Below are 20,271 nucleotides of genomic sequence, written 5' to 3' on the forward strand. Positions count from 1 at the left end.
GTGCTCCTTCTCGTGAGGTCCAGGGTCCAGGGGACCGAGCCCGCTGCCGGGCCAGCCTACGACTTAATGTCGGTGAGCGACAAAAAGTAGTCGTGGAGAATTCCGGGAGACCACCACCGGCCCCGGAGGACCAGATGGCCGCAGTTCGCGGACGCACAGGACGACCGCCCCTGACCGAGGAACGCAAGGCCGAGATCCGGTTGGCGATCGCCCGCGCCGCCGTGGACCTCTTCGTCACCCAGGGGGTCGCCGCGACCACGGGCGAGCAGATCGGCCGCGCGGCCGGCATCTCGGCGCGCACGGTGTGGCGCTACTTCCCGACCAAGGAGAGCTGCGTACGCCCGCTGCTCGCGGCCGGCGTCGAGCTGATCGCCGACTCGCTGCGGCAGTGGCGGCCCGGCCGCCCCCTCGACGAGGTCTTCGACTTCGAGCAGCGGGCGGCGGACGACGACCGACTCCTCGCCGGACCCGCCCACGCCACCGTCGGGGCACTGGTACGGCTGACCCGCACCGAACCGGGCCTGCGCGCGGTGTGGCTGCAGACCTACGACGAGGCCGAACCGGCATTCGCCCGCGCCCTCGCCGAACGGGCCGGGCTGCCCGCCGACGATCTGCGGCCGGCGATCTGGGCGGCCATGTTCAACGCGGCGCTGCGCGCGGCGGTCGAACACCACGCCTGGCACACGCCAGACACCCGCGCCGACGCCGCGACGGCACGGGCGGAACTGGCCGCGACCCTGCGCACCGCGGTCCGGGCGGCGGCGGGCGGCCTCACCTGACGCACCACGCCGGTGGCGTGGCCCGGGCGGGGAGACGGCGATGCGGTGCGGCGGGGGCGCGCCCTCCCGCCGCCTCCCGGGGCACCGGACGGTCCCGGCTAGGGGGTGTCGTTCGGATCAGGTCGGCTGAGGGGGACCGCGCCTTTCAGTCCACCCGAGCGGGGCGTGGTGCGTGCGGCCGCAAGGCGGAGGAGGGCGGCAGGGCGGAGCCCTGGCAACCGACGACAACGCCGCGGATGCGCGTGCCACGCCCCGCGACGCCGGCAAGATCCGAACGACACCCCCTAGACCTTCCGGTAGGAGTACGCCTCGGCGGCCGCCGCCTCCACGGTCGCGAGGTCGGCGCCCGTCGCGGCCGTCACGACCGCGGCCACCGCGCCCTCGACGAAGGGGGCGTCCACCAGACGGGTGTTCTCCGGGAGCTCGTCGCCCTCGGCGAGCAGCGCCTTGACGGTGAGCACCGCGCTGCCGAGGTCGGTGAGGACGGCGACCCCGGCGCCCCGGTCCACGGACGCGGCGGAGGCGGACACCAGCTCGGAGCTGGTTCCGAACCCGCCGGACGCGGTCCCGCCGGCGGGCGCGATCGGCACCGTCACGCCACCGCCCGACAGGGCCTTCGCCAGTTCGGCCACGGACGCGGCGACCTCGGCGCTGTGCGACACCAGCACGATCCCGACCAGCTTCCCGTCACTCACCGGCCGCCTCCTCCAGCGCCGCGACGAGCAGCGCCGCCGAGGTCGCCCCGGGGTCCTGGTGCCCGATGCTGCGCTCGCCGAGATAGCTCGCCCTGCCCTTGCGCGCCTGCAACGGCACGGTCGCCCCGGCCCCCTCCTCGGCCGCGGCGCGGGCCGCGGCGAACGAGCCGCCGAGGGCGTCCACGGCGGGCACCAGGGCGTCGATCATGGTCTTGTCACCCGGTGCGGCACCCCCGAGCGTCCGGACGGCGTCCACCCCCGTCCGCAACGCCTCGGCCAGCTGCTCCCGACTCACCTCGGCGGCGTCCCCGAGCGCCTTCCCGGTGCGGCGCAGCAGCGTCCCGTACAGCGGCCCCGAGGCACCGCCGACCGTGGAGATGAGCTGCCGTCCGGCGAGCGTCAGGACGGCGCCGGGCGTGTCGGGCGCCTCCTTCTCCAGCGTGGCCGCCACGGCCGTGAAGCCGCGCTGGAGGTTGCTGCCGTGGTCGGCGTCGCCGATGGGCGAGTCGAGGGCGGTGAGCCGTTCCGCCTCGCGGTCGACCGACGCGGCGGTCGCCGTCATCCAACGGCGGAAGAAGTCGGCGTCGAGCACTGGATCTCCTTGCCTGGTAGGTACCTTGCGATCCCTTCCCCGTCCACCCTCACATGCCCCACCTCAGACCGGGCGTCTTCACCGGCGCGTCCCACAGAGCGAGCAGCTCCTCGTCGATCTCGCACAGGGTGACCGACGCCCCCGCCATGTCCAGCGAGGTGACGTAGTTGCCGACGAGGGTGCGGGCGACGGCGACACCGCGCTCACCGAGTACGCGCTGAACCTCCGCGTTGAAGCCGTACAGCTCCAGCAGCGGCGTCGCGCCCATGCCGTTGACCAGGACCAGGACCGGGTTGCGCGGGGTGAGGTCCGTCAGGACCGCGTCCACGGCCGCCTCGGCGATCTCTCCCGAGGTCATCATCGGGCGCCGCTCCCGGCCCGGCTCCCCGTGGATGCCGATGCCCAGTTCCAGCTCGCCGACCGGCAGGTCGAAGGTGGGGCTGCCCTTGGCCGGGGTGGTGCAGGCACTGAGCGCGACACCGAAACTGCGGGAACTGTCGTTCACCTGCCGGGCGATCGCCTCCACCCGCTCCAGCGGCCGGCCCTCGTCCGCCGCGGCCCCGGCGATCTTCTCCACGAACAGCGTCGCCCCCGTACCGCGCCGCCCGGCCGTGTACAGGCTGTCCGTCACCGCCACGTCGTCGTTGACCAGCACCTTGGCGACCTGGATGCCCTCGTCCTCGGCCAGTTCGGCGGCCATGTCGAAGTTGAGCACGTCACCGGTGTAGTTCTTGACGACGAACAGCACCCCGGCCCCGCTGTCCACGGCCGCCGCCGCCCGCACCATCTGGTCCGGCACCGGCGAGGTGAACACCTCACCCGGACAGGCCGCCGACAGCATCCCGGGCCCCACGAACCCGCCGTGCAGCGGCTCGTGCCCGGAGCCGCCCCCCGACACCAGGGCGACCTTCCCGGCCACGGGAGCGTCCCGCCGCACGATCACCCTGTTCTCGACATCCACGGTCAGCTCGGGATGGGCGGCCGCCATACCGCGCAGCGCGTCCGCGACCACGGTCTCCGGGACGTTGATGAGCATTTTCATGGATACCTCCTGGGAAGGGGCCGCAGGCGAGTCCTTGACCTGCGTTTTGGTGACGGAGTGTCAAGTCGGTCGGACGGGCGGGTCTCGACCCGAGCGTTGCTGTCGGCAGTATCGGCCTTGCGGCAGCGAAAGGTCACGCGCGAGAACGTCATGGGCGCGCCCCTGTCCCGAGTCCGGACGTGGGGGCGCCCCTTTGTGGTTGGTCAAGGTATGAGGCCAGTAGGTTTGTGCGGTCAAGGGCGGGGCGAGCCGTAGGGGCGCGCATGAGCGGTAGCCCATGATCAAGCTCACGAGTGACGAGGCCCTGGTGCTGTCGCACTGGCTGGAGAAGCTTCAGATGACGGGCTCCGCTCCAGTCGCAGCTTCCCGTTGCACTCGATGACGTCGTACGCCGTGGCGGTGTAGGAGACCTAGGGGGCCTGGGGCAGGCGGAAGGTGATGGTGCCGACGCACCATATGACTCGGACGGCAGTTGTCCGTCGTCAGCGAAGTCAGTCGGGTGGATGTCTCCGACCTGCGACGACCAACTTCGTTGGCAAGGCTGCCCCGAGGCGCCGAGCGCTCGTAGGGCCACTGCGGGCGTTGTCTACTCCCTGACGGGGCGCCAGGGAGCCGCTGTCCGGGTCAGCCGGGCCTCGGCGGTCAGCTGGAGCGCGAATACCGACCGTTCCTCGGGTTCATCGGCGGTAGGCGGTGGCTGCGACGGCGGGCAGGAGGGCGAGGGAGAGCGCGCCGCCGGTGAGGGCGAGGGCGGGGTAGCTGGTGGCGGCGACCATGATGCCCGAGGCGATGCCGCCGGTGGCTCCGGCGATGGCGATGGAGACGTCGACCAGGCCCTGGGTCTTGGCGCGGGTGGCGAGCGGGACGGTGTCGGTGATGATCGCGGTGCCGGAGACGAGGCCGAAGTTCCAGCCGAGCCCGAGCAGGGCGAGGGCGAGCGCGAGGAGGGCGACGGAGTCGCCGGGGGCTGCGGCGGCGAGGATGCCGGCGGCCAGGAGAGTGATGCCGGAGGCGGCGGCGATCTTCATGCGGCCGTAGCGGTCGACGAGCCAGCCGGTCAGGGGTGAGGGCAGGTACATGGCGCCGATGTGGATGCCGATGACGAGGCCGGAGGCGGCGGTGGAGTGGCCGTGGTCGTGCATGTGGACGGGCGTCATCGTCATGATCGCGACCATGACGAGCTGGGTGAGGATCATGACCAGGGCGCCTGGGACCACGCCTCCGCGGCCCTCGCTGGTGTCGGCGTCACCGCCGTCGGCGGCCGGGTCGGTCGCGGCGGCGGCTTCCTTGGCCTGGGCGACGGTGCGGGCCAGGAGCAGCGGGTCGGGGCGCAGCCAGATGGCGAGGACGAGTGCGGCCAGCGCGTAGGCGGCGCCGGAGATGACGAAGAGTCCGGCGAGGTGGGGGATGCCGAGGTGTTCGGCCAGGGTGCCTGCGGGGGCGGCGAGGTTGGGTCCGGCGACGCCGCCGAGGGTGGTGGCGACCAGGACGGTGGAGACTGCGCGGGCGCGGTGGCCGGCCGGGGCGAGGTCGGCTCCGGCGTAGCGGGCCTGGAGGTTGGTGGCGGTGCCCGCGCCGTAGACGAACAGGGCGATGAACAGCAGGACGGGGTTGTCCAGAACGGCGGCGGTGATGACGCCGGCGGAGCCGAGGGCACCAGTGAAATATCCGGCCGCAAGGCCCGGACGGCGGCCGCGGGCCTGGGAGATGCGGCCGACGAGGACGGCGGCGAGCGCGGATCCAGCGGTGAACAGGGCGCTCGGCAGCCCCGCGAGACTGGTGGTGCCCAGCATGTCCTGAGCGAGCAGCGCGCCGACGGTGATACCGGCGGCCAGACCGGCACCGCTGAGGACTTGGGACGCCACCAGAACGCGCAGGACGTGGTGCTGCGCTTGGCCGGGGTCGGGTATGGAGGTTGTCGTGCTGGTGGGCGCAGTACTGATCATGTCGCTTCCGGAAGTGTGTGAGGCGCGGATCGGTGGGGCGACCAGGGCCGGAGGGCGAGTTGCGTTGGTATCGGTTGTCTCTCTCGTGCTCAGCGTGGGCCCTCGGCCCAGTCGGCGGGGGCCGGTCAGTTTGTCGCAGCGGCGCGCACGAGGGCTGTTGCCGCCACGTCGATGTCTCCTTCGGTGGTCCAGCGCCCCAGAGTGAGCCGCAGCGCGCCGAGGGCCCGCTCGGTGGGCACATCCATCGCGGTCAGGACGGGGGAAGGGGTGTGCGCACCGCTGTGGCAGGCGGAGCCGGTCGAGGCGGCGATCTCGGGGGCGGAAGCGAGGAGTTCATGCCCGAGCGCACCGTCAACGCTGATGTTGAGCGTGTTCGGCAGACGCCTTCGCTCGGGTCCGTTGAGGTGGACGCGGCCGGGCAGCGCGGTTGTCAGGCGCTGGTGGAGGTCGTCGCGCAGGGCCGCGATCCGGTCGGCGGTGCCGTCGGCGAGCTCCTCGTCGGCCAGCCGGGCCGCAGCACCGAGTGCCACCGCGAGGGCGACATTCGCGGTGCCGGCGCGCAGTCCACGCTCCTGGCCGCCGCCGTACACCACCGGCTCCAGGTGCACACCGTCGCGCACGTAGAGGGCAGCGGCGCCCCTCGGGGCGTACATCTTGTGCCCGACCACGGTGAGCAGGTCCACGTCCCAAGCGCCGACATCGACCCGGATCTTGCCGACGGCCTGGGCGGCGTCACAGTGGAAAAGAGCCCCGTGCTCATGGGCCAGGGCGGCCAGCTCGGTGACCGGCTGGAGCGCACCGGTCTCGTTGTTGGCGGCCATCACCGATACAAGGACCGTTTCCTTCGTGAAGGCGCCGGCCAGCGTGGCCGGATCGACCAGCCCGTCGCCGTCGACGGGCAGCACGGTGACCCTCACCCCGTGCAACCGTTGGAGCGCGCGGCAGGTCTCCAGCACGGCCGGATGTTCCGTGACCTGAGTGATCACATGGGGGCGGGATCTGCCCGAGCCCAGCACCACGCCGCGCAGTGCGAGGAGGTCGGCCTCGGAGCCGGAGGCGGTGAAAACCATCTCGTGGGGACAGGCACCGATCAGTGCGGCGACCTCCGCCCGTGCATCGGCCAGGGCCGTCCCGGGCTCGGCGCCGTACGAGTGGCTGCTGGAGGGGTTGCCGAAGAACTCCGTCAGATGCGGGGACATCGCCTCGACCACTCGAGGATCGACGGGTGTGGTGGCGTTGTAGTCCAGATAGACCGGGCCATGGGCCAGGCCCGGGTGCCGGGGCTTCGATCGAGGAGTCATAGTGTCCGACATGGTACCTTCCATACATCCATGGAATAGTGAAAGCGTCGGTTCGGATGAGCCGACGCACCCAGGACGGAGGACTGCCATGGGCTTCGCCGATGACCACCTGATACCGCTCATCGACGAAGGGCTCGGCAACAGCGCCTACCTCGTCGACCTGGGCGACGGCCGCGCGCTCGCTGTGGACGCCGCCCGAGACCTGCGCGCACTGAGCGCGGTCGCCGAGCGGCGCGGCCTCTCCGTCGCCTACGCGGCCGACACACATCTGCACGCCGACTTCCTCTCGGGTGCAGTCCAGCTCGGTCACGACCACGGCGCCACCGTGCTGGCGTCCGCATCAGGACGGCGCGCGTTCCCTCACACGCCCCTGGCGGACGGCGACGAGGTGGATCTGGGCGGCCTCACCCTGCGCGCCCTGGCCACCCCCGGGCACACCGACGAACACCTCGCCTTCCTTCTCGCGGACGGCAACCGTGAACTGGGCGTGTTCACCGGTGGCTCCCTGATCGTGCGCTCCGCCGCCCGCACTGACCTCCTGGGCGCCGACCGCGCAGAAGAGCTCACGCGTGCCCAGTACCGCTCGCTGCGCAGGCTGTCGAGTCTGCCGGACGAGACAGCGGTGTGGCCCACTCACGGAGCCGGCTCGTTCTGTTCAGCGCCGCCCGGAGCGGAGCGCACCACGACGATCGGCGCCGAGAAGCGGGCCAACCCGCTCCTGGCCGCTCCGAACGAGGACGTCTTCGTGCGTCGGCTGCTCGCAGGTCTCGGTTCCTACCCTGCCTACTTCGACCGGCTCTCCGAGGCCAACCGGCGCGGCCCCGCCGTCCTGCCCCCCGCGCCGGAGCTGCCCGCACTGGACCCCGCGCGGGTGGGGGCGCTGCTCGCCGAGGGTGGCCTGGTCGTGGACGTCCGGCCCGCGGCCGACTACGCCGCCGGCCATGTCCCCGGCTCCCTGTCCATCCCGCTGCGCGCCCAGTTCGCCACCTGGCTCGGTTGGCTCCTGCCGCAGCACGCGCCTCTCGCCTTCGTCGCCCGCGACGACCAGAACCTCGCCGAGGTCGTCTGGCAGTCGTACAAAATCGGCTATGAGCGGCTGGCCGGCCACCTGGACGGCGGTATGGCGGCCTGGCTCGCTGCCGGAAACCCGCAGCTGGCCACGGACTTCCTCACCGCCGAGCGGACCGGGGACCGACCCTACGTCGACGTCCGGCAGGCGGCCGAGTACACCGCCGGGCATGTCCCCGGCGCCGTCCACATCGAACTCGGCGACCTCGCCGCACGGACCGCCGAAGCGCCCAGGGGTGCGGTGCTGGCCTGTGGCCACGGCGAGCGCGCGATGACCGCTGCGAGCCTGCTCGAGCGCGCGGGCCATCGTGACTTTGCCGTGCTGAGGGGCGCGCCGGAGGACTACGCCGTGGCACATGGGCAGCGGCTCGCCCAGGGCGACGCCCAGTGAAGGAAACGACGAGCCCCCGACGAGACAGCCCGCGGAGGGCCTGATGCACGACCCGATCGACCATGACACGACGGCGCCGATGCCACCGGTCAGGCTCGGACTCCGCGAGAACCTGGGCCAGTTCACCCTGCTCGTTGTCGTCAACGTGTGCGTGGGTGCACTGGTGGGCCTGGAGCGCACCACCGTGCCGCTGATCGGCACAGACGTCTTCGGACTGACGAGCGATCTGGCGGTCTTCTCGTTCATCATCGCGTTCGGTGTCACCAAGGCCCTGACCAACCTCGCCGTCGGCTCCCTCACCGCCCGGTTCCGCCGTCGGCAGCTGCTGCTGGCGGGCTGGCTGATCGGGATACCGGTGCCCTTCGCGCTGGCGTGGGCGCCGTCCTGGGGCTGGATTGTCGCCGCGAACGTGTTGCTCGGCCTCAACCAGGGCTTGACCTGGTCGATGACCGTCAACATGAAGATCGACCTGGTCGGACCGGCGCGCCGGGGGCTGGCGACGGGGCTGAACGAGGCCGCGGGATATACGGCCGTCGGTGCCACGGCCCTGCTGACTGGCTATCTCGCCACCGAATACGGTCTGCGTCCCGCCCCTGAGCTCATCGGTGTCGTCTTCGTTGCCGCCGGACTCGTCCTGTCCCTGGCGGTACGGGACACCGCGGCCCACGTCGCCCTCGAACTCGCCCAACATTCCAAGCCGTTGCCGTCCGGTCAGCAAACGACCACGGCCGCCATCTTCGCCCGTACGTCCTGGCGCGACCGTTCCCTGCGCGGCGCCAGCCAGGCGGGGCTGGTCAACAACCTCAACGACGGCCTCACGTGGGGCGTGTTCCCGCTGCTGTTCACCGAGCACGGCCTGGGCCTGGCCGCCGTCGGTCTCATCAAGGGCCTCTATCCGATCCTTTGGGGCATGGGACAGATTCCCACCGGCCACCTCGCCGACCGGGTCGGCCGCAAACCGCTGATTGTGTACGGCATGCTGGTCCAGGCCGCCGGATTCGTCCTCGCCCTGGCCCTGCTGGACCGGCCCTTGCTCGCCGGGCTTCTTTCCGCGGTGGCCCTGGGCATCGGCACCGCGATGGTCTACCCGGCCCTGATCGCCTCCGTCTCCGACCACGCCCACCCGGCCTGGCGGGTGGGCGCGCTCGGCACGTACCGCTTCTGGCGGGACATCGGCTATGCGGTGGGCGCGCTGGTAGCCGGAATCCTCGCCGACACGCTCGGCCTGAACGCGACAGTGATCGCCGCAGCCGTCCTCACCGCGGCCTCGGGCCTAGTGGCCGCGCGCTGGATCACCGAGCATCCAGTTCGGTGAGTCCTCCCGTCGCCGGGCGCCTGGCATGCCCGTGGGGCAGCCCGTTCGGAGTCGCTCAGCGACAACGGTTCAGGTGAGCCGGTCGGAAGGGCGGCTCGGCGCCGCCGAGAGTCGCTCCTGGCGCGGGCGAGGAGGCGACGCGGGTCGTACGGCATGTGCCGGAGCGCTGGAGGGCCGCGGCCACATGCCGGGCGGATTCCTGATCCCTCACGAGGAACGCCGTGGTCGGCCCGGAGCCCGACACCAGCGCGGCCAGCGCTCCCGCCGCGGTGCCCACCTCAAGGGTGTCCGCCAGCGACGGACGCAAGGAGAGGGCGGCGGGCTGCAGGTCGTTGCCGAGATGGTCCGCCAGGGTCGCCGCGTCACCATGGCGCAGGGCCGCCAGCAGTTCGGGCGGCGTGGACGGCGGACCGACCGTGTCCCGGGGGAGACGATCGTGCTCGTGGTAGACCGTCGGCGTCGACAGGCTCCCGTCGGCGATGGCGAACACCCAGTGGAAGGTGCCCGTCGTCGCCACGGGCCGCAGGCGCTCACCCCGGCCGGTGCCTATCGCCGCGCCTCCGATGAGAGCGAAGGGAACGTCACTGCCCAGTTCGGCGCACAGGGAGAGGAGTTCGGCACGCGGCATGCCCGTTCTCCACAGCGCGTCACAGGCGAGCAAGGTTCCTGCGGCGTCCGCGCTGCCGCCCGCCATTCCGCCGGCCACGGGAATGTTCTTGTCGATGTGGATGCGCACACCGGGGGAGCGGCCCGTGCGTTCGGCGAACAGCTCGGCCGCTCGGACCGCGAGGTTCGTCGCATCGAGAGGAACCTGGTCGGCGGATTCCCCCGAGCACGTGACTCGCAACCGGTCGGCGGGTGTGACGGTCACGGTGTCGTACAAGCCGACGGCGAGAAAGACGTTCACGAGCTCATGGAAGCCGTCCGCGCGCAGCGGGCCCACACTCAGACGGACGTTCACCTTCGCCGGTACACGCGCTGTTGCCTGCACAGGACTCTCCTTGTCTCCAGCTGCGTCGGCGGACTCCCCCGGAGCCGGTGGAGCGGAAACGACCAAGAAAGGGTGGCACCGAAGGAAGAGGTTCTCATATCATTATCCATGAATAACTGGAGGATGTGATGGTGGATGCTGCTCTCAAGTCCGCTCTCTTCGACACGCTGGCAACGGCAGGCCGAGCGCTGGCCAATGGCAAGCGTCTGGAGCTGTTGCAGCTGCTTGCCCAGGGAGAGCGGAGTGTCGAGATCCTCGCCGCGGCAGCGGGGCTGAACCTGACCACGGCATCGGCGCACCTGCAGACGCTGAAGCAGACGGGCCTGGTCACCGCGCGCCGCGACGGCGTGCGTATCTGCTATCGCCTCGCCGGTGAGGATGTCGCACGGCTCTGCGTGATGCTGCAGCAGGTCGCGCAGCGCCATCTGGCCGAGGTCGGTGTCGCGAGGGAGGCCTACCTCGGTGCCGACGACACGGTCCAGCTCACGCGCGACGAACTACTGGAAAGGGTGGCCGAAGGCACGGCGGTCGTCCTGGACGTCCGGCCCCTCGAAGAATATCTGGCGGGCCACATTCCCGGCGCCCTGTCGATCCCCCTGGTGGAGCTCGAGGCCCGGCTCGAGGAGTTGGCGGACACTGTGGAGGTCGTCGCCTACTGCCGTGGCGCCAACTGCGTGCTGTCCAGAGAGGCGGCCAGGCTGCTCTCCGCCCGAGGGCGCAGGACCGTTCGCCTGGCGGACGGGATGCTCGAGTGGCGGCTCGCCGGACTGCCGGTGGAAAGCCCGGGCATGGGCGGCTGGCGGCCGCCCGCGCCCAGGGCGGGGGGAAGGGATGTACGGGATCAGTCCTTTTGACCGACGGTACCCCCTTCACAGGGCGGACTCGCTCTGGTAGAGGACCGTCAAGAGCTGTTACCGTAATCCTAGGAATACTTGGGGAGTGGATATGGGTAACTCGCAGCTCAAGACGGAGCTGTACGAACAGTTCGCGCGGATCGGGAAGGCCTTCGGCAGCGGCAAGCGCCTGGAGCTGCTCGATCTGATCGCCCAGGGCGAGCGGACCGTGGAGTCGCTCGCCAAGGCGGCTGAGCTGGGTCTCACCACTGCCTCGGCTCATCTGCAGGCGCTCAAGCGTGCCGGCGTCGTCACGACGCGCAAAGAGGGCACGCGTGTCTACTACCGGCTTGCCGGTGATGACGTGGCCGCCCTCTATGTGCTGATCCGCAACGTCGCGCAGAACCACATTGCCGAGACCGAGCGGGCGCGCGCCGCATACCTAGGTGAGGAGACCGAGGCCATCGGCAGGGAGGAACTCCTGGCCAGGGCCAAGGAAGGCAATGTGATAGTGCTGGACGTGCGGTCTCACGAGGAGTACCTGTCCGGGCACATCCCCGGTGCGCTCAGCATTCCCCTGGAGGAGTTGGGTGAACGGCTCACCGCCCTGCCGTCGGACCGGGACATCGTGGCGTACTGCCGCGGCAGCTACTGCGTACTCGCCCACGAGGCCGTTCGCCTGCTCAGGGGCCAGGGCCGCTCGGCCGTGCGCCTCGAGGACGGCATGCTGGAGTGGCGCGTCGACGGTCTGCCGGTGACCGCCGAGAAGGTCTGAGCGTGCCTTCGAGCCTCCTCGGGGACATCCTCCGGGACTCGGCCGCGGAGCCCTGCCGGCCAGGTCGTGGGCTGCGGGCCCTTCACACGTACTGCAGGGCCCCGTCCGGACGTTCCAGGCGTCGGACAGGCCGGGACGTGCCTCCCAGGCAGGGGGACAGCGATGCCTCCTGCGCCGCATGACGGACCAGCCGTGAGACGCCTTCGCCGTCGAAGCGCCCCGTGGGCCCCGATACGGAGACGGCCGCGACGACGGACCGGTTGCCGTCGACGATCGGTGCTGCCACCTCCGTCGTTCCGGGCAGGAACTGGTTCGCCGTGTGCGCCACCCCGAGGCGGTGCACACCTTCCAGCTCCCGCGCCAGCAGCACAGGCGACACCATGGTCTCTGCTGTGTAGGAGCGCAGGCCGCCCCGTAGAGCGCGTAGGCGTGCGTATTCGCCGGCGTGGGCCAGCAGCACTCGTCCCAGCGCGGTGCAGTGGGCGGGGACGAGTGAGCCGGCCTCGGTGAAGGTCATGGCGGCGGTTCTGCCGTGCAGGCTCTCCACGATGAGAACCCTCCCCCCGCTCCAGACGCCGAGGTGAACCGTGAGATGTGTGGCCTCGTAGAGGTCCAGCAGACAGGGCAGCACGCAGTTCCTCAGTTGTGAGGGTGATCTGCCGTCGTAAGTGTCGGCCAGCAGCCGGATACGCGCCCCCAGCAGGTACCCGGTCTCTTGGCGCTCGACCATGCCGATGGTTTCCAGGACCTGCAGGATCCTGTGGGTCGTCGACTTGGGAAGGCGACACCTCCGGGCGAGCTCGGTGACGCCGAGAGCCGTGCGCCCCGGCGGAAAGGCCTCCAGCACCAGTGCCGCCTTCTCGACCGCACCCGAGGGGGTGTCCTCGGAAGCTGCGTTGCGCACGGGATTCATGAACGCCGGCCTCCTTTCGCCGCCATTGAGGACTGTGATGTCAGAGGACTGTGATGTCAGTAGTCCCGGTTGATGACGGCGTCGGCGAAGAAGGTGAGCCGCTCGCGACTCGGTGAGGGAGGCAGGGTCAGCACGGCGTTCTTGGCCGTCTCCGCGTAGGTGCGGGCCATGTGGGTGGCAGCGGCGATCGCCCCGGTGTTCCGGGCGATCCGTGTGACCACCGTCAGAGCCTGCTCGGCGTCCGAGGACCGGAACAGCGCATCCGTCAACTGCCGCCTCTCGTCCGGAGTGCCGGCCTCATGGGCGAGGATCACCGGCAGCGTGACGCGGCCGTTCTGCACGTCGCTGACGTCGGGTTTGCCGGTCACCTCGCTCTTGCTGAGGTAGGACAGCAGGTCGTCGTGGATCTGGAAGGCCGTACCGATCGTCTCGCCGTACAGGCGCAGCGCCGCCACCTGCTCCGACGAGCCCCCGCCCAGGATGGCGCCGCTCTCACAGGCCCCTCGGAAGAACGCGGCGGTCTTCAGTATGGCGACCTGGATGTAGGTGGCCGCGTCGAACCGTCGACTGGCGGTGAGCTCCGCCTCCAGGCTCTGCCCCCGGCACAGGTCCAGGCCGGCGTGGGCGACGGCCCCCAGCGCCCTGGCGACGCGACTGTCGGGGACACCGGTTCGCCGGCACTCGGCGAGCGAGGCGAACAGGTCGAAGATCAGGGCGTCACCGGCGACTATGGCGTCGTTTATCCCGTACTTGCTCTGTACCGACGGCCGTCCGCGCCGCAGGTCGTCCTGATCGATGATGTCGTCATGGATGAGGCTGGCGACGTGGCCGCACTCCGCCCCCGCGGCCGCGGGAAGCACCGCCACGGGATCGCCGCCGACTGCCTGGGCCGAGTCCAGCAGCAGGATGGGCCGGAACAACTTGCCTGTCGGCACCAGCGAGTAGTAGCAGATCGCGTCGAGTGCGCCCGCTCCGCCGGCCCACCGCCTCTCCAGCTCGTCCGCCACGAGCTGCCCGAGAGGTTCGACGCCGTCGCGCTGTATAAGGCTGTCTTGGACAGGCATGCTGCCACCCCGCTTCCTGGTACGTTCCGCCGATTGTCCATTAATCCATAAGTTTCTGTATCTATGGATTAGCTGTTATCATACAGACCGCACCGTGAAGTGCAAGAGGATTGCCAAGCACGTTCGACATCAGGGAGTCGATGTGAAGGTCTGGGAATGCCAGGTCTGTGGCTTTATTTATGACGAGGCCAAGGGCTGGCCCGAAGAAGGATTCCCGCCGGGTACTCAGTGGGCGGATATACCCGATGACTGGGCGTGTCCTGAGTGTGGTGCCGCGAAGGCGACTTTCGAGATGGTCGAGATCACTCTGCGCTGACGGAGATCTCGCGATTTCGTCCGGGCGGCGTCGGAGTGAATTCCGGCGCCGCCCGGAACTTCGAGCGACGCCGGAACTGTCGCGTGCGGCCGGGACCGGGGGAAGGTCAGGCCGGCGCGACGGCCGTCCCCAGGACGTGCTGGGAGGCCGGCATGGGGACGGGGGTCTCGGGGAAGCGGAACCGCTCGAACTGTTCGATACGGAACCCCGTCCGGGTGATCGCCGAAAGGGTGTCCCGTCCGCTGTGGCATCCGCCGCACAAGGTCGGGCCGACGGTGGCGTCGAGTACGCGCTGGGCCCTGCGCAGCCCCGGTGACTCGGCCCGGACGTGCTCAAAGAAGCGCAGCTGACCGCCCGGCCGCAGGACGCGCATGATCTCGTTCAGCGCCTCAGTTTGCTCCTGTACGGAGCACAGGACGAGCGAGACGACGGCCGCGTCGAAATGAGCATCCGGGAACGGCAGGTGATCGGCTGCCGCGTCAACCACCTCGGTCGGAATTTTCGCGCCCTCAGTGGCGCTTTCCGCGTGCTTTCGGAGGTGAGGTTCCGGTTCCACGGCGGAAAGGTGAGTCACATCGGCCGGATAGAAAGGGAAGCTGGCGCCGTCGCCCGCTCCGATTTCGATCACTCTGCCGGTCAGCCCGGCAAGCAGTCGCTCCCGGTGAACGGAGATACCGGCCTTTTGCATGGCCCGGTTCATCCGAGGGTAGAGGCGTCCAAAGATCGGACGGCTTGTCGTCATGGCCCCCCGTTTCCTCGCCGACACCCCGCAAGATGTCGTAGCTACTTCATCATGAAGTATATACACGATCCTCCGGGATGCCAGCCGTGGACGAGAGTGTCGTCAGGCGAACGAGTGGGTGACCGTCACCGCGCCCGGTGTGCCCGCTGCCGCGCGGCCCACCACGGCGGCCGGCAGGCCCTGGCTCTTCAGTGTGTCGAGCAGCGTGGTGTCGTCCTCCGGTACGGCGAGGAGGAGGCCGCCGGAGGTCTGCGCGTCGAACAGGAGGGTCGACAGTTCCTCGGGCACGGAGCTGTCGACGGCGACCACGTCCTTCAGCCGGTCCATGTTGGCCCGTGTGCCGCCGGACACGAACCCCTCACCCACGAGATCGGCCGCCTGGGGCAGCAGGGGAACCGCCGCCGCGTCGATCGAGGCGGCGAGTCCGCTGGCCCGCAGCATGCGGTGCAGGTGCCCCAGCAGACTGAAACCGGTGACATCGGTCGCCGCTCGGACGCCCGCCTCCAGGGCGGCCTCGCTCCCGCCGGCGTTCAGCTGTGTCATCGAGTCCACGGCGGCCTGGATGGTCGCCTCGTCGGCGGCGCCCTTCTTGAGCGCGGTCGAGATGACACCGGTGCCGATCGCCTTGGTGAGAATCAGCTGGTTGCCCGGGCTCACCTTGTCGATCGCGAACAGACGGTCCGGGTGGGCGATTCCGACAACGGCCATGCCGTACTTGGGGATGGGGTCGTCGACGGTGTGACCACCCACGACCGCGCACTGCGCCGAGGTGGCGATGTCGGCCCCACCGCGCAGCACATCGCCCAGCATCTCGATGGGCAGGTCGCTGCCCGGCCAGGCGGCCAGATTGACGGCGATGAGCGGCTTGCCGCCCATCGCGTAGACGTCCGACAGGGCGTTGGCCGCGGCGATCCGGCCCCAGTCCCTGGGGTTGTCGACGATGGGGGTGAAGAAGTCCGTGGTGAGCACGATCGCCCGCTCCTCGTCGAGGCGCAGGACGGCGGCGTCGTCACCCTCGAGGGCCCCGATGAGCAGGTCCCCGGATGCGGGCTGAAGGCCGGCAGTCAAGGAGGAGAAGAGGGTCTCGAGCTTGCTCATGGGCAGCTTGCATGCGCACCCGGCGCCGGGGGAGAGCGAGGTGAGGCGGGGAAGTTGGGGCGAGGGAGTGGTGGTCATCAATGCTCCAAATGTCTTTGGAATTGCGTGACTTGATGACGCTAGCAGTTTGCCCGGTGTCGGCGAAAGGGTGCACGCCGGTTGTGCGGCGTTCTGTGAGGGGACGCGGTGCGCGCAGGGCGAAGGCCTGCCCGGCAGAGGCGGGGGTGGCTCTGCCGGGCAGGCTGATCAGGAGGTGGTATGGAGTCCGCAGGCTGCTGGAGTGGGTGGTCGGTGATCTTGCCGAGCCGGGGTGCGGCGGTCGGATCAGGTCACGTCGCGCCGCTTGGTGAGGAACACACCGAAGGCCGCGAGAGCCGCCGCGTAGAGGGCGAGGACGATGCCTCCCTGCCAGGGCTCCAGGAAGTCGACGTCCCATTGGTGGACTTGGGCGAGAGCGCGTTCCGCGACTCCTGGGAGGTACGTCGCGACCCCGCTCAGCGGCTCGAGTCGGGCCAGGAGTCCCTCGATGAGGAGGGTGTACAGCAGGAGGGCCACGACGGTGGCGACCTGCTCCCGGATCAGGGCGCCGAGGGCCACGCCCAGCACGGCGTAGAGCATGACGGCAAGGACGACTCCGAGGAAGGCCCCTGGGATTCCGCTGCCGGTGAGTGAGACGTCGATGTCCTTGTTCGACAGCCAGGGGACGGCGATCGCTGCCGCCAAGGCGAAGTTGACCGCGCCGTAGACGACGCCGACCAGTGGGTACGTGATCATCTTGGCGAAGACGACCCGGTCTCGCCGGGGTGTGGCGAGGAAGGTCGAGGTCGCGGTCTTGTGGCGGTACTCGCCGGACATGCCGATCGCGGCCAGTACGGCGATCAGTGGTGCGGCACCCATGACCGACGCGGCCAGTACGGTGCGCTGTCCCGCGGCTGTGTCGAGTGCCGACTGCGCGTTGCCCGCCTCGTCGCCGTATTCGATGGCGATGTAGACGAACACCCATGTCAGCCACATCGAGATGAGGAGTAGCCACAGCCACAGCCGTGTCGTGAACATCTTCTGGAACTCTGCGGCGATCAGCCGACGCATGTGGGCTCACATCCTTGAAGGCAGGGCAGGCTGCTGGTTCACACAGATCGTGAGCATAGAACATCGTGAACTCATTGCATAGTGTTGCTCCGGCTCTAGCTCTCGATGACGCTGGCGATGACGCCGCGAATGGCCTGATCGATGCGCCGGGCTGCCGCCTCGGCGTCCGGCCTGCCCGCGTCGAGCCAGCACAGAACGGCCTCGATGGCCACGGTGGGCACGAGTTGTGACGCCCATTTCGCCCAGGTCGGATCAGGGACGACGGCGGCGAGGTAGTGTGCCGCGGCGGCCTCGGCGTCGGCGCTGAAGCGGTCCATCTGGTCGCGGAACTCCGCTTCCCTGGCCGCGTACCTGAAGAGGAGTCGGAAACCCTCGGGGTCCTCGCCGGCGGCGCGGAGAAGGGCCGGGATGCTGTCATCGCCGAAACCGCCGCTCCCCACCGCGTCGGACAGCCGGGTGAAAGCTCGGTCGAGCACGGCGCGGTAGAGGTCGCTCTTCGAATCGAAGTGCCGATAGAGCAGTACGCGCGTGATGCCCGCCTCTGCGGCGATGGCGTCGAGGCCCGTGTCCGCGTAGCCGGCGCGGGAGAAGGCGCGAGTGGCCGCGGCGAGGATCTGCTCCCGGCGTTCGGGCCGGCGCAGCCGGCGCTCCCCTCCCGAACGGCCTTGAGGTGCGGGCGCCTGATCCCTCGTCAACGACATGGTGTTCCTCCGAAGGGCGTTGTCTACTTCGGAGTGTTAACTCTAGGATATACAAACCGAAGTTGCACTGTTGCGGGAGGAACCATGAGCAGTTCCGCCGAGTTGCCTCGGCTGCCCTTCGCCCGCCCCGACGGCCTGTCCATACCGCCGCGCGTGCATGAGCTCCGCAAGGACGGTCCCCTGCACCGAGTGCTCACCCCCGCAGGTGACGAGGCCTGGTTCGCCGTAGGGCACGACGTCGTCAAGCAGCTCTTCGCCGACAAGCGGTTGGGACGGGCCCACCCGAACCCCGAGGAGGCCGCCCGCGTCAGTGACTCAGCCTGGCTGGGAGGGCCCGCCGGCAACTACGAAACGGAGGAGACGGACCACACGCGGATGCGCGATCTGCTGCAGCCGTACTTCTCGCCCAGGCGGATGCGCACCCTGCGCCCCCGTATCGAGGTCCTCGTCGACGATCTCCTGGACGAGATGGAGGACGTCGGCCAGCCCGCCAACCTCCATGAGCTCGTGGCCTTTCCGCTGCCCGCGTTGGTGATCTGCGAGATGCTCGGCGTGCCCGCCGAGGACCGCTCCCTCATCCGTGAGTGGTCCGACGGCATCTCCGACATGGCCGACCAGCGGCGATCCAGCGCGTCGTTGGCCGCGCTGTACGACTACATGAGTCGACTGACCGGCAAGAAGCGGGAGAGCGGCGATCCCGGCGACGACCTGATCGCCGTACTGTGCGCCGCCGAAGGCGGCACCCTGGACGACGACTACATCACCTACCTGGCCATGATGACGGTCTTCGCCGGTCACGAGACCACCGTCACCAGCATCGATCTCGGAGTACTGCTGCTGCTGACCAACCCGGCCCAGCACCAGGCCCTCCTCGACGACATCGATCTGGTGCCGAGCGCCGTCGATGAGATCCTCAGGGCGTCCGCCCACGCCGAGGCCTGGGCTCTGCGGTACGCCCGGGAGGACATCGACATCGCGGGCATGACCATCCGCGCCGGCGACTGTGTGCTCCTCGAACGCCCGGGCGCCGATCGGGACGAGAGTGCCCACGTGCGCCCGGACGAGTTCGACGTCCGGCGCAGCCCCAACCCACACCTGGCCTTCGGCTATGGACCCCGCTACTGCATGGGGGCGCCGCTCGCCCGCCTCGAACTCGAGGTGTTGTTCTCCCGGCTCGTCCCCCGCTTTCCCCGCCTGCGTCCCGCCGTGCCGGTCGAGGAGATGACGATCCGCCGGGGGCTGCTCACGGCCGGGTTCCATGAGGTCCCGGTGAACTGGTAGCCCGCTCGACAACCGCTCACACGGCTCCATCACGTACTCAGGGGAGGAATGCATGACCACCGACGAGTTGCCCGAGCTGCCATTCGCCTGTCCGCACGCACTCACCGTTCCACCACGCTACGCGGAGCTGCGCGAGCAGGCCCCCATCCACCGTGTCATCACGCCCGCCGGTGACGAGGCGTGGCTCGCGCTGGGGCACAAGGTGGTGAAGCAGCTGATGGCCGACCGGAGGCTGGGCTACTCCCATCCGGACCCGGACAGCGCGCCGAGGGCCAGCGACTCCGTCTGGTTCGGCGGGCCCTCGGGGGTGTACGAGACGGAGGAGGCCGATCACGCCAAGCAGCGTCGACTGATCCAGCCGTACTTCTCACCGAAGCGCATGCGGACGCTGCGGCCGCGACTGGAGGAACTCACCGATCAGCTGCTCGACCAGCTGGAGGCCTCGCCGCAGCCGGCGGATCTGCACGCGATCGTCTCCTTCCCGCTGCCGGCGTTGATGATCTGTGAACTGCTCGGGGTGCCCACCGAGGACCACCAGCTGATCCGCAGGATCTCGCTCGGCATCTCCGACATGACCGACGCCGAGCACTCCCAGGCCTCCCTGGGGGAGCTGTACGCCTACATGAGCGAGCTGACCAGGAAGAAGCGCAAGGAGCCCGGCGAGGACCTGACGTCCACGCTCTGCCTGGCGGAGGGAGGGACGCTCGACGACGACTACGTCACCCGCCAGGCGATGATGATGGTGTTCGCCGGCCACGAGGCCACGATTCCGATGATCGACATCGGCGTCCTGCTGCTTCTCGCCCATCCCGAGGCGCATCGGGAGCTGCTCGACGACATGACCCTGCTGCCGTCGGCCCTGGACGAGATCCTGCGCATCGCGCCGCACTCCGAGGGCTGGTCCCCTCGGTACGCCAAGCAGGACCTCGACATAGGCGGAGTGCGCGTCAAGGCCGGTGAACTGGTGCTTCTCGACCGCCCCAGCGCCGACCACGACGGTGAGGTCCACCCTGATCCGGAGACGTTCGACATCCGGCGCTCGCCCAACCCGCACATCGCCTTCGGTCAGGGTGACCACTACTGCATGGGGGCGCCGCTGGCCCGGCTCCAGCTGGAGATCCTCTTCTCGCGGCTGTTGCCGCGGTTCCCCGGGTTGCGTCCCGCCGTGCCGATCGAGGAGATGCCCGCCCGCAAGGGCAAGCTGACGGCCGGATTCGAGCAGGTACTGGTGACCTGGTAGCCGTTGTACACGACGGACGGGGCCGGGGGGGGCGCCCCCCCCCGGCTGGGGGGGCGGCGCCCCCGGCGCGCGCGGCGGGACCCCCCCGGACGCCGACAG

Annotated in this window: 20 protein-coding genes; 8 read left to right on the top strand and 12 right to left on the bottom strand. The window is 69.8% G+C overall.

Annotated elements, in window-relative coordinates; translation table 11 throughout:
• The first annotated feature begins 134 nt into the window (after window positions 1-134).
• Window positions 135-779, top strand: coding sequence for a TetR/AcrR family transcriptional regulator (locus ACFW48_RS05920; protein WP_386310820.1), 645 nt, complete (start codon window positions 135-137; stop codon window positions 777-779).
• Between the two features lie 284 nt (window positions 780-1,063).
• Here the strand turns inward: ACFW48_RS05920 and ACFW48_RS05925 are convergent, their stop codons facing one another.
• The 5 genes from ACFW48_RS05925 to ACFW48_RS05945 all read right to left on the bottom strand — a co-directional run bounded on the left by ACFW48_RS05925 (window position 1,064) and on the right by ACFW48_RS05945 (window position 6,355).
• Window positions 1,064-1,474 (bottom strand): PTS-dependent dihydroxyacetone kinase phosphotransferase subunit DhaM, encoded by a 411-nt coding sequence (locus ACFW48_RS05925; protein ID WP_386310822.1) that lies wholly within the window; start codon window positions 1,472-1,474, stop codon window positions 1,064-1,066.
• Complete coding sequence (gene dhaL / locus ACFW48_RS05930) at window positions 1,467-2,066, bottom strand: dihydroxyacetone kinase subunit DhaL (RefSeq protein WP_386310823.1); 600 nt, start codon at window positions 2,064-2,066, stop codon at window positions 1,467-1,469. Before dhaL ends, ACFW48_RS05925 begins: the two co-directional genes overlap by 8 nt.
• A gap of 49 nt (window positions 2,067-2,115) precedes the next feature.
• A complete protein-coding gene (dhaK, locus tag ACFW48_RS05935) occupies window positions 2,116-3,108 on the bottom strand; it encodes a dihydroxyacetone kinase subunit DhaK (RefSeq protein WP_386310825.1) in 993 nt (330 codons plus the stop codon).
• A gap of 677 nt (window positions 3,109-3,785) precedes the next feature.
• A complete protein-coding gene (locus ACFW48_RS05940; protein WP_386310826.1) occupies window positions 3,786-5,054 on the bottom strand; it encodes an MFS transporter in 1,269 nt (422 codons plus the stop codon).
• 125 nt (window positions 5,055-5,179) lie between these two features.
• A complete protein-coding gene (locus tag ACFW48_RS05945) occupies window positions 5,180-6,355 on the bottom strand; it encodes a cysteine desulfurase family protein (protein ID WP_386310828.1) in 1,176 nt (391 codons plus the stop codon).
• Window positions 6,356-6,443: 88 nt separating this feature from the next.
• On the opposite strand from ACFW48_RS05945, the gene ACFW48_RS05950 reads away from it, so the two are divergent.
• Both ACFW48_RS05950 and ACFW48_RS05955 read left to right on the top strand, forming a co-directional pair.
• Window positions 6,444-7,814, top strand: coding sequence for a rhodanese-like domain-containing protein (locus ACFW48_RS05950; protein WP_386310829.1), 1,371 nt, complete (start codon window positions 6,444-6,446; stop codon window positions 7,812-7,814).
• Window positions 7,815-7,857: 43 nt separating this feature from the next.
• Window positions 7,858-9,129 (top strand): MFS transporter, encoded by a 1,272-nt coding sequence (locus ACFW48_RS05955; protein WP_386310830.1) that lies wholly within the window; start codon window positions 7,858-7,860, stop codon window positions 9,127-9,129.
• A 55-nt stretch (window positions 9,130-9,184) separates the two neighbouring features.
• Here the strand turns inward: ACFW48_RS05955 and ACFW48_RS05960 are convergent, their stop codons facing one another.
• Window positions 9,185-10,120 carry a 4-(cytidine 5'-diphospho)-2-C-methyl-D-erythritol kinase gene (locus ACFW48_RS05960; protein WP_386310831.1) on the bottom strand — a complete coding sequence of 312 codons (936 nt, stop codon included), beginning with the start codon at window positions 10,118-10,120 and terminating at the stop codon, window positions 9,185-9,187.
• Window positions 10,121-10,248: 128 nt separating this feature from the next.
• Between ACFW48_RS05960 and ACFW48_RS05965 the strand changes: the two genes are divergently transcribed.
• Entirely contained in the window at window positions 10,249-10,974 is a 726-nt protein-coding gene (locus ACFW48_RS05965) for an ArsR/SmtB family transcription factor (protein WP_386310833.1), read from the top strand.
• A 91-nt stretch (window positions 10,975-11,065) separates the two neighbouring features.
• The gene (locus ACFW48_RS05970) at window positions 11,066-11,728 is read left to right on the top strand and encodes an ArsR/SmtB family transcription factor (RefSeq protein ID WP_386310834.1); all 663 of its coding nucleotides are present in this window, start codon (window positions 11,066-11,068) and stop codon (window positions 11,726-11,728) included.
• Window positions 11,729-11,810: 82 nt separating this feature from the next.
• Here ACFW48_RS05970 and ACFW48_RS05975 read toward each other — a convergent pair whose 3' ends face one another.
• Complete coding sequence (locus ACFW48_RS05975; protein ID WP_386310836.1) at window positions 11,811-12,632, bottom strand: IclR family transcriptional regulator; 822 nt, start codon at window positions 12,630-12,632, stop codon at window positions 11,811-11,813.
• A gap of 65 nt (window positions 12,633-12,697) precedes the next feature.
• Window positions 12,698-13,705 (bottom strand): polyprenyl synthetase family protein, encoded by a 1,008-nt coding sequence (locus tag ACFW48_RS05980; protein ID WP_386310838.1) that lies wholly within the window; start codon window positions 13,703-13,705, stop codon window positions 12,698-12,700.
• Between the two features lie 142 nt (window positions 13,706-13,847).
• On the opposite strand from ACFW48_RS05980, the gene ACFW48_RS05985 reads away from it, so the two are divergent.
• Window positions 13,848-14,021, top strand: coding sequence for a rubredoxin (locus ACFW48_RS05985; RefSeq protein ID WP_386310839.1), 174 nt, complete (start codon window positions 13,848-13,850; stop codon window positions 14,019-14,021).
• A 106-nt stretch (window positions 14,022-14,127) separates the two neighbouring features.
• Here the strand turns inward: ACFW48_RS05985 and ACFW48_RS05990 are convergent, their stop codons facing one another.
• The 4 genes from ACFW48_RS05990 to ACFW48_RS06005 form a co-directional block, all read right to left on the bottom strand.
• A complete protein-coding gene (locus ACFW48_RS05990) occupies window positions 14,128-14,763 on the bottom strand; it encodes a class I SAM-dependent methyltransferase (protein ID WP_386310840.1) in 636 nt (211 codons plus the stop codon).
• A 102-nt stretch (window positions 14,764-14,865) separates the two neighbouring features.
• Window positions 14,866-15,939: a selenide, water dikinase SelD gene (gene selD, locus ACFW48_RS05995; RefSeq protein ID WP_386310841.1), complete on the bottom strand. Its 1,074-nt coding sequence runs from the start codon at window positions 15,937-15,939 to the stop codon at window positions 14,866-14,868.
• Between the two features lie 246 nt (window positions 15,940-16,185).
• Window positions 16,186-16,950, bottom strand: coding sequence for an ABC transporter permease (locus ACFW48_RS06000; RefSeq protein WP_386310843.1), 765 nt, complete (start codon window positions 16,948-16,950; stop codon window positions 16,186-16,188).
• A gap of 95 nt (window positions 16,951-17,045) precedes the next feature.
• A complete protein-coding gene (locus ACFW48_RS06005; RefSeq protein WP_386310844.1) occupies window positions 17,046-17,651 on the bottom strand; it encodes a TetR/AcrR family transcriptional regulator in 606 nt (201 codons plus the stop codon).
• 84 nt (window positions 17,652-17,735) lie between these two features.
• On the opposite strand from ACFW48_RS06005, the gene ACFW48_RS06010 reads away from it, so the two are divergent.
• Both ACFW48_RS06010 and ACFW48_RS06015 read left to right on the top strand, forming a co-directional pair.
• A complete protein-coding gene (locus ACFW48_RS06010) occupies window positions 17,736-18,932 on the top strand; it encodes a cytochrome P450 (RefSeq protein WP_386310846.1) in 1,197 nt (398 codons plus the stop codon).
• A 52-nt stretch (window positions 18,933-18,984) separates the two neighbouring features.
• Entirely contained in the window at window positions 18,985-20,172 is a 1,188-nt protein-coding gene (locus ACFW48_RS06015) for a cytochrome P450 (protein WP_386310847.1), read from the top strand.
• The last annotated feature ends 99 nt before the right edge of the window (window positions 20,173-20,271 follow it).

Origin of the sequence: Streptomyces sp. NPDC058812, assembly GCF_042744565.1 — a bacterium.
GTDB lineage: Bacteria > Actinomycetota > Actinomycetes > Streptomycetales > Streptomycetaceae > Streptomyces > Streptomyces thinghirensis.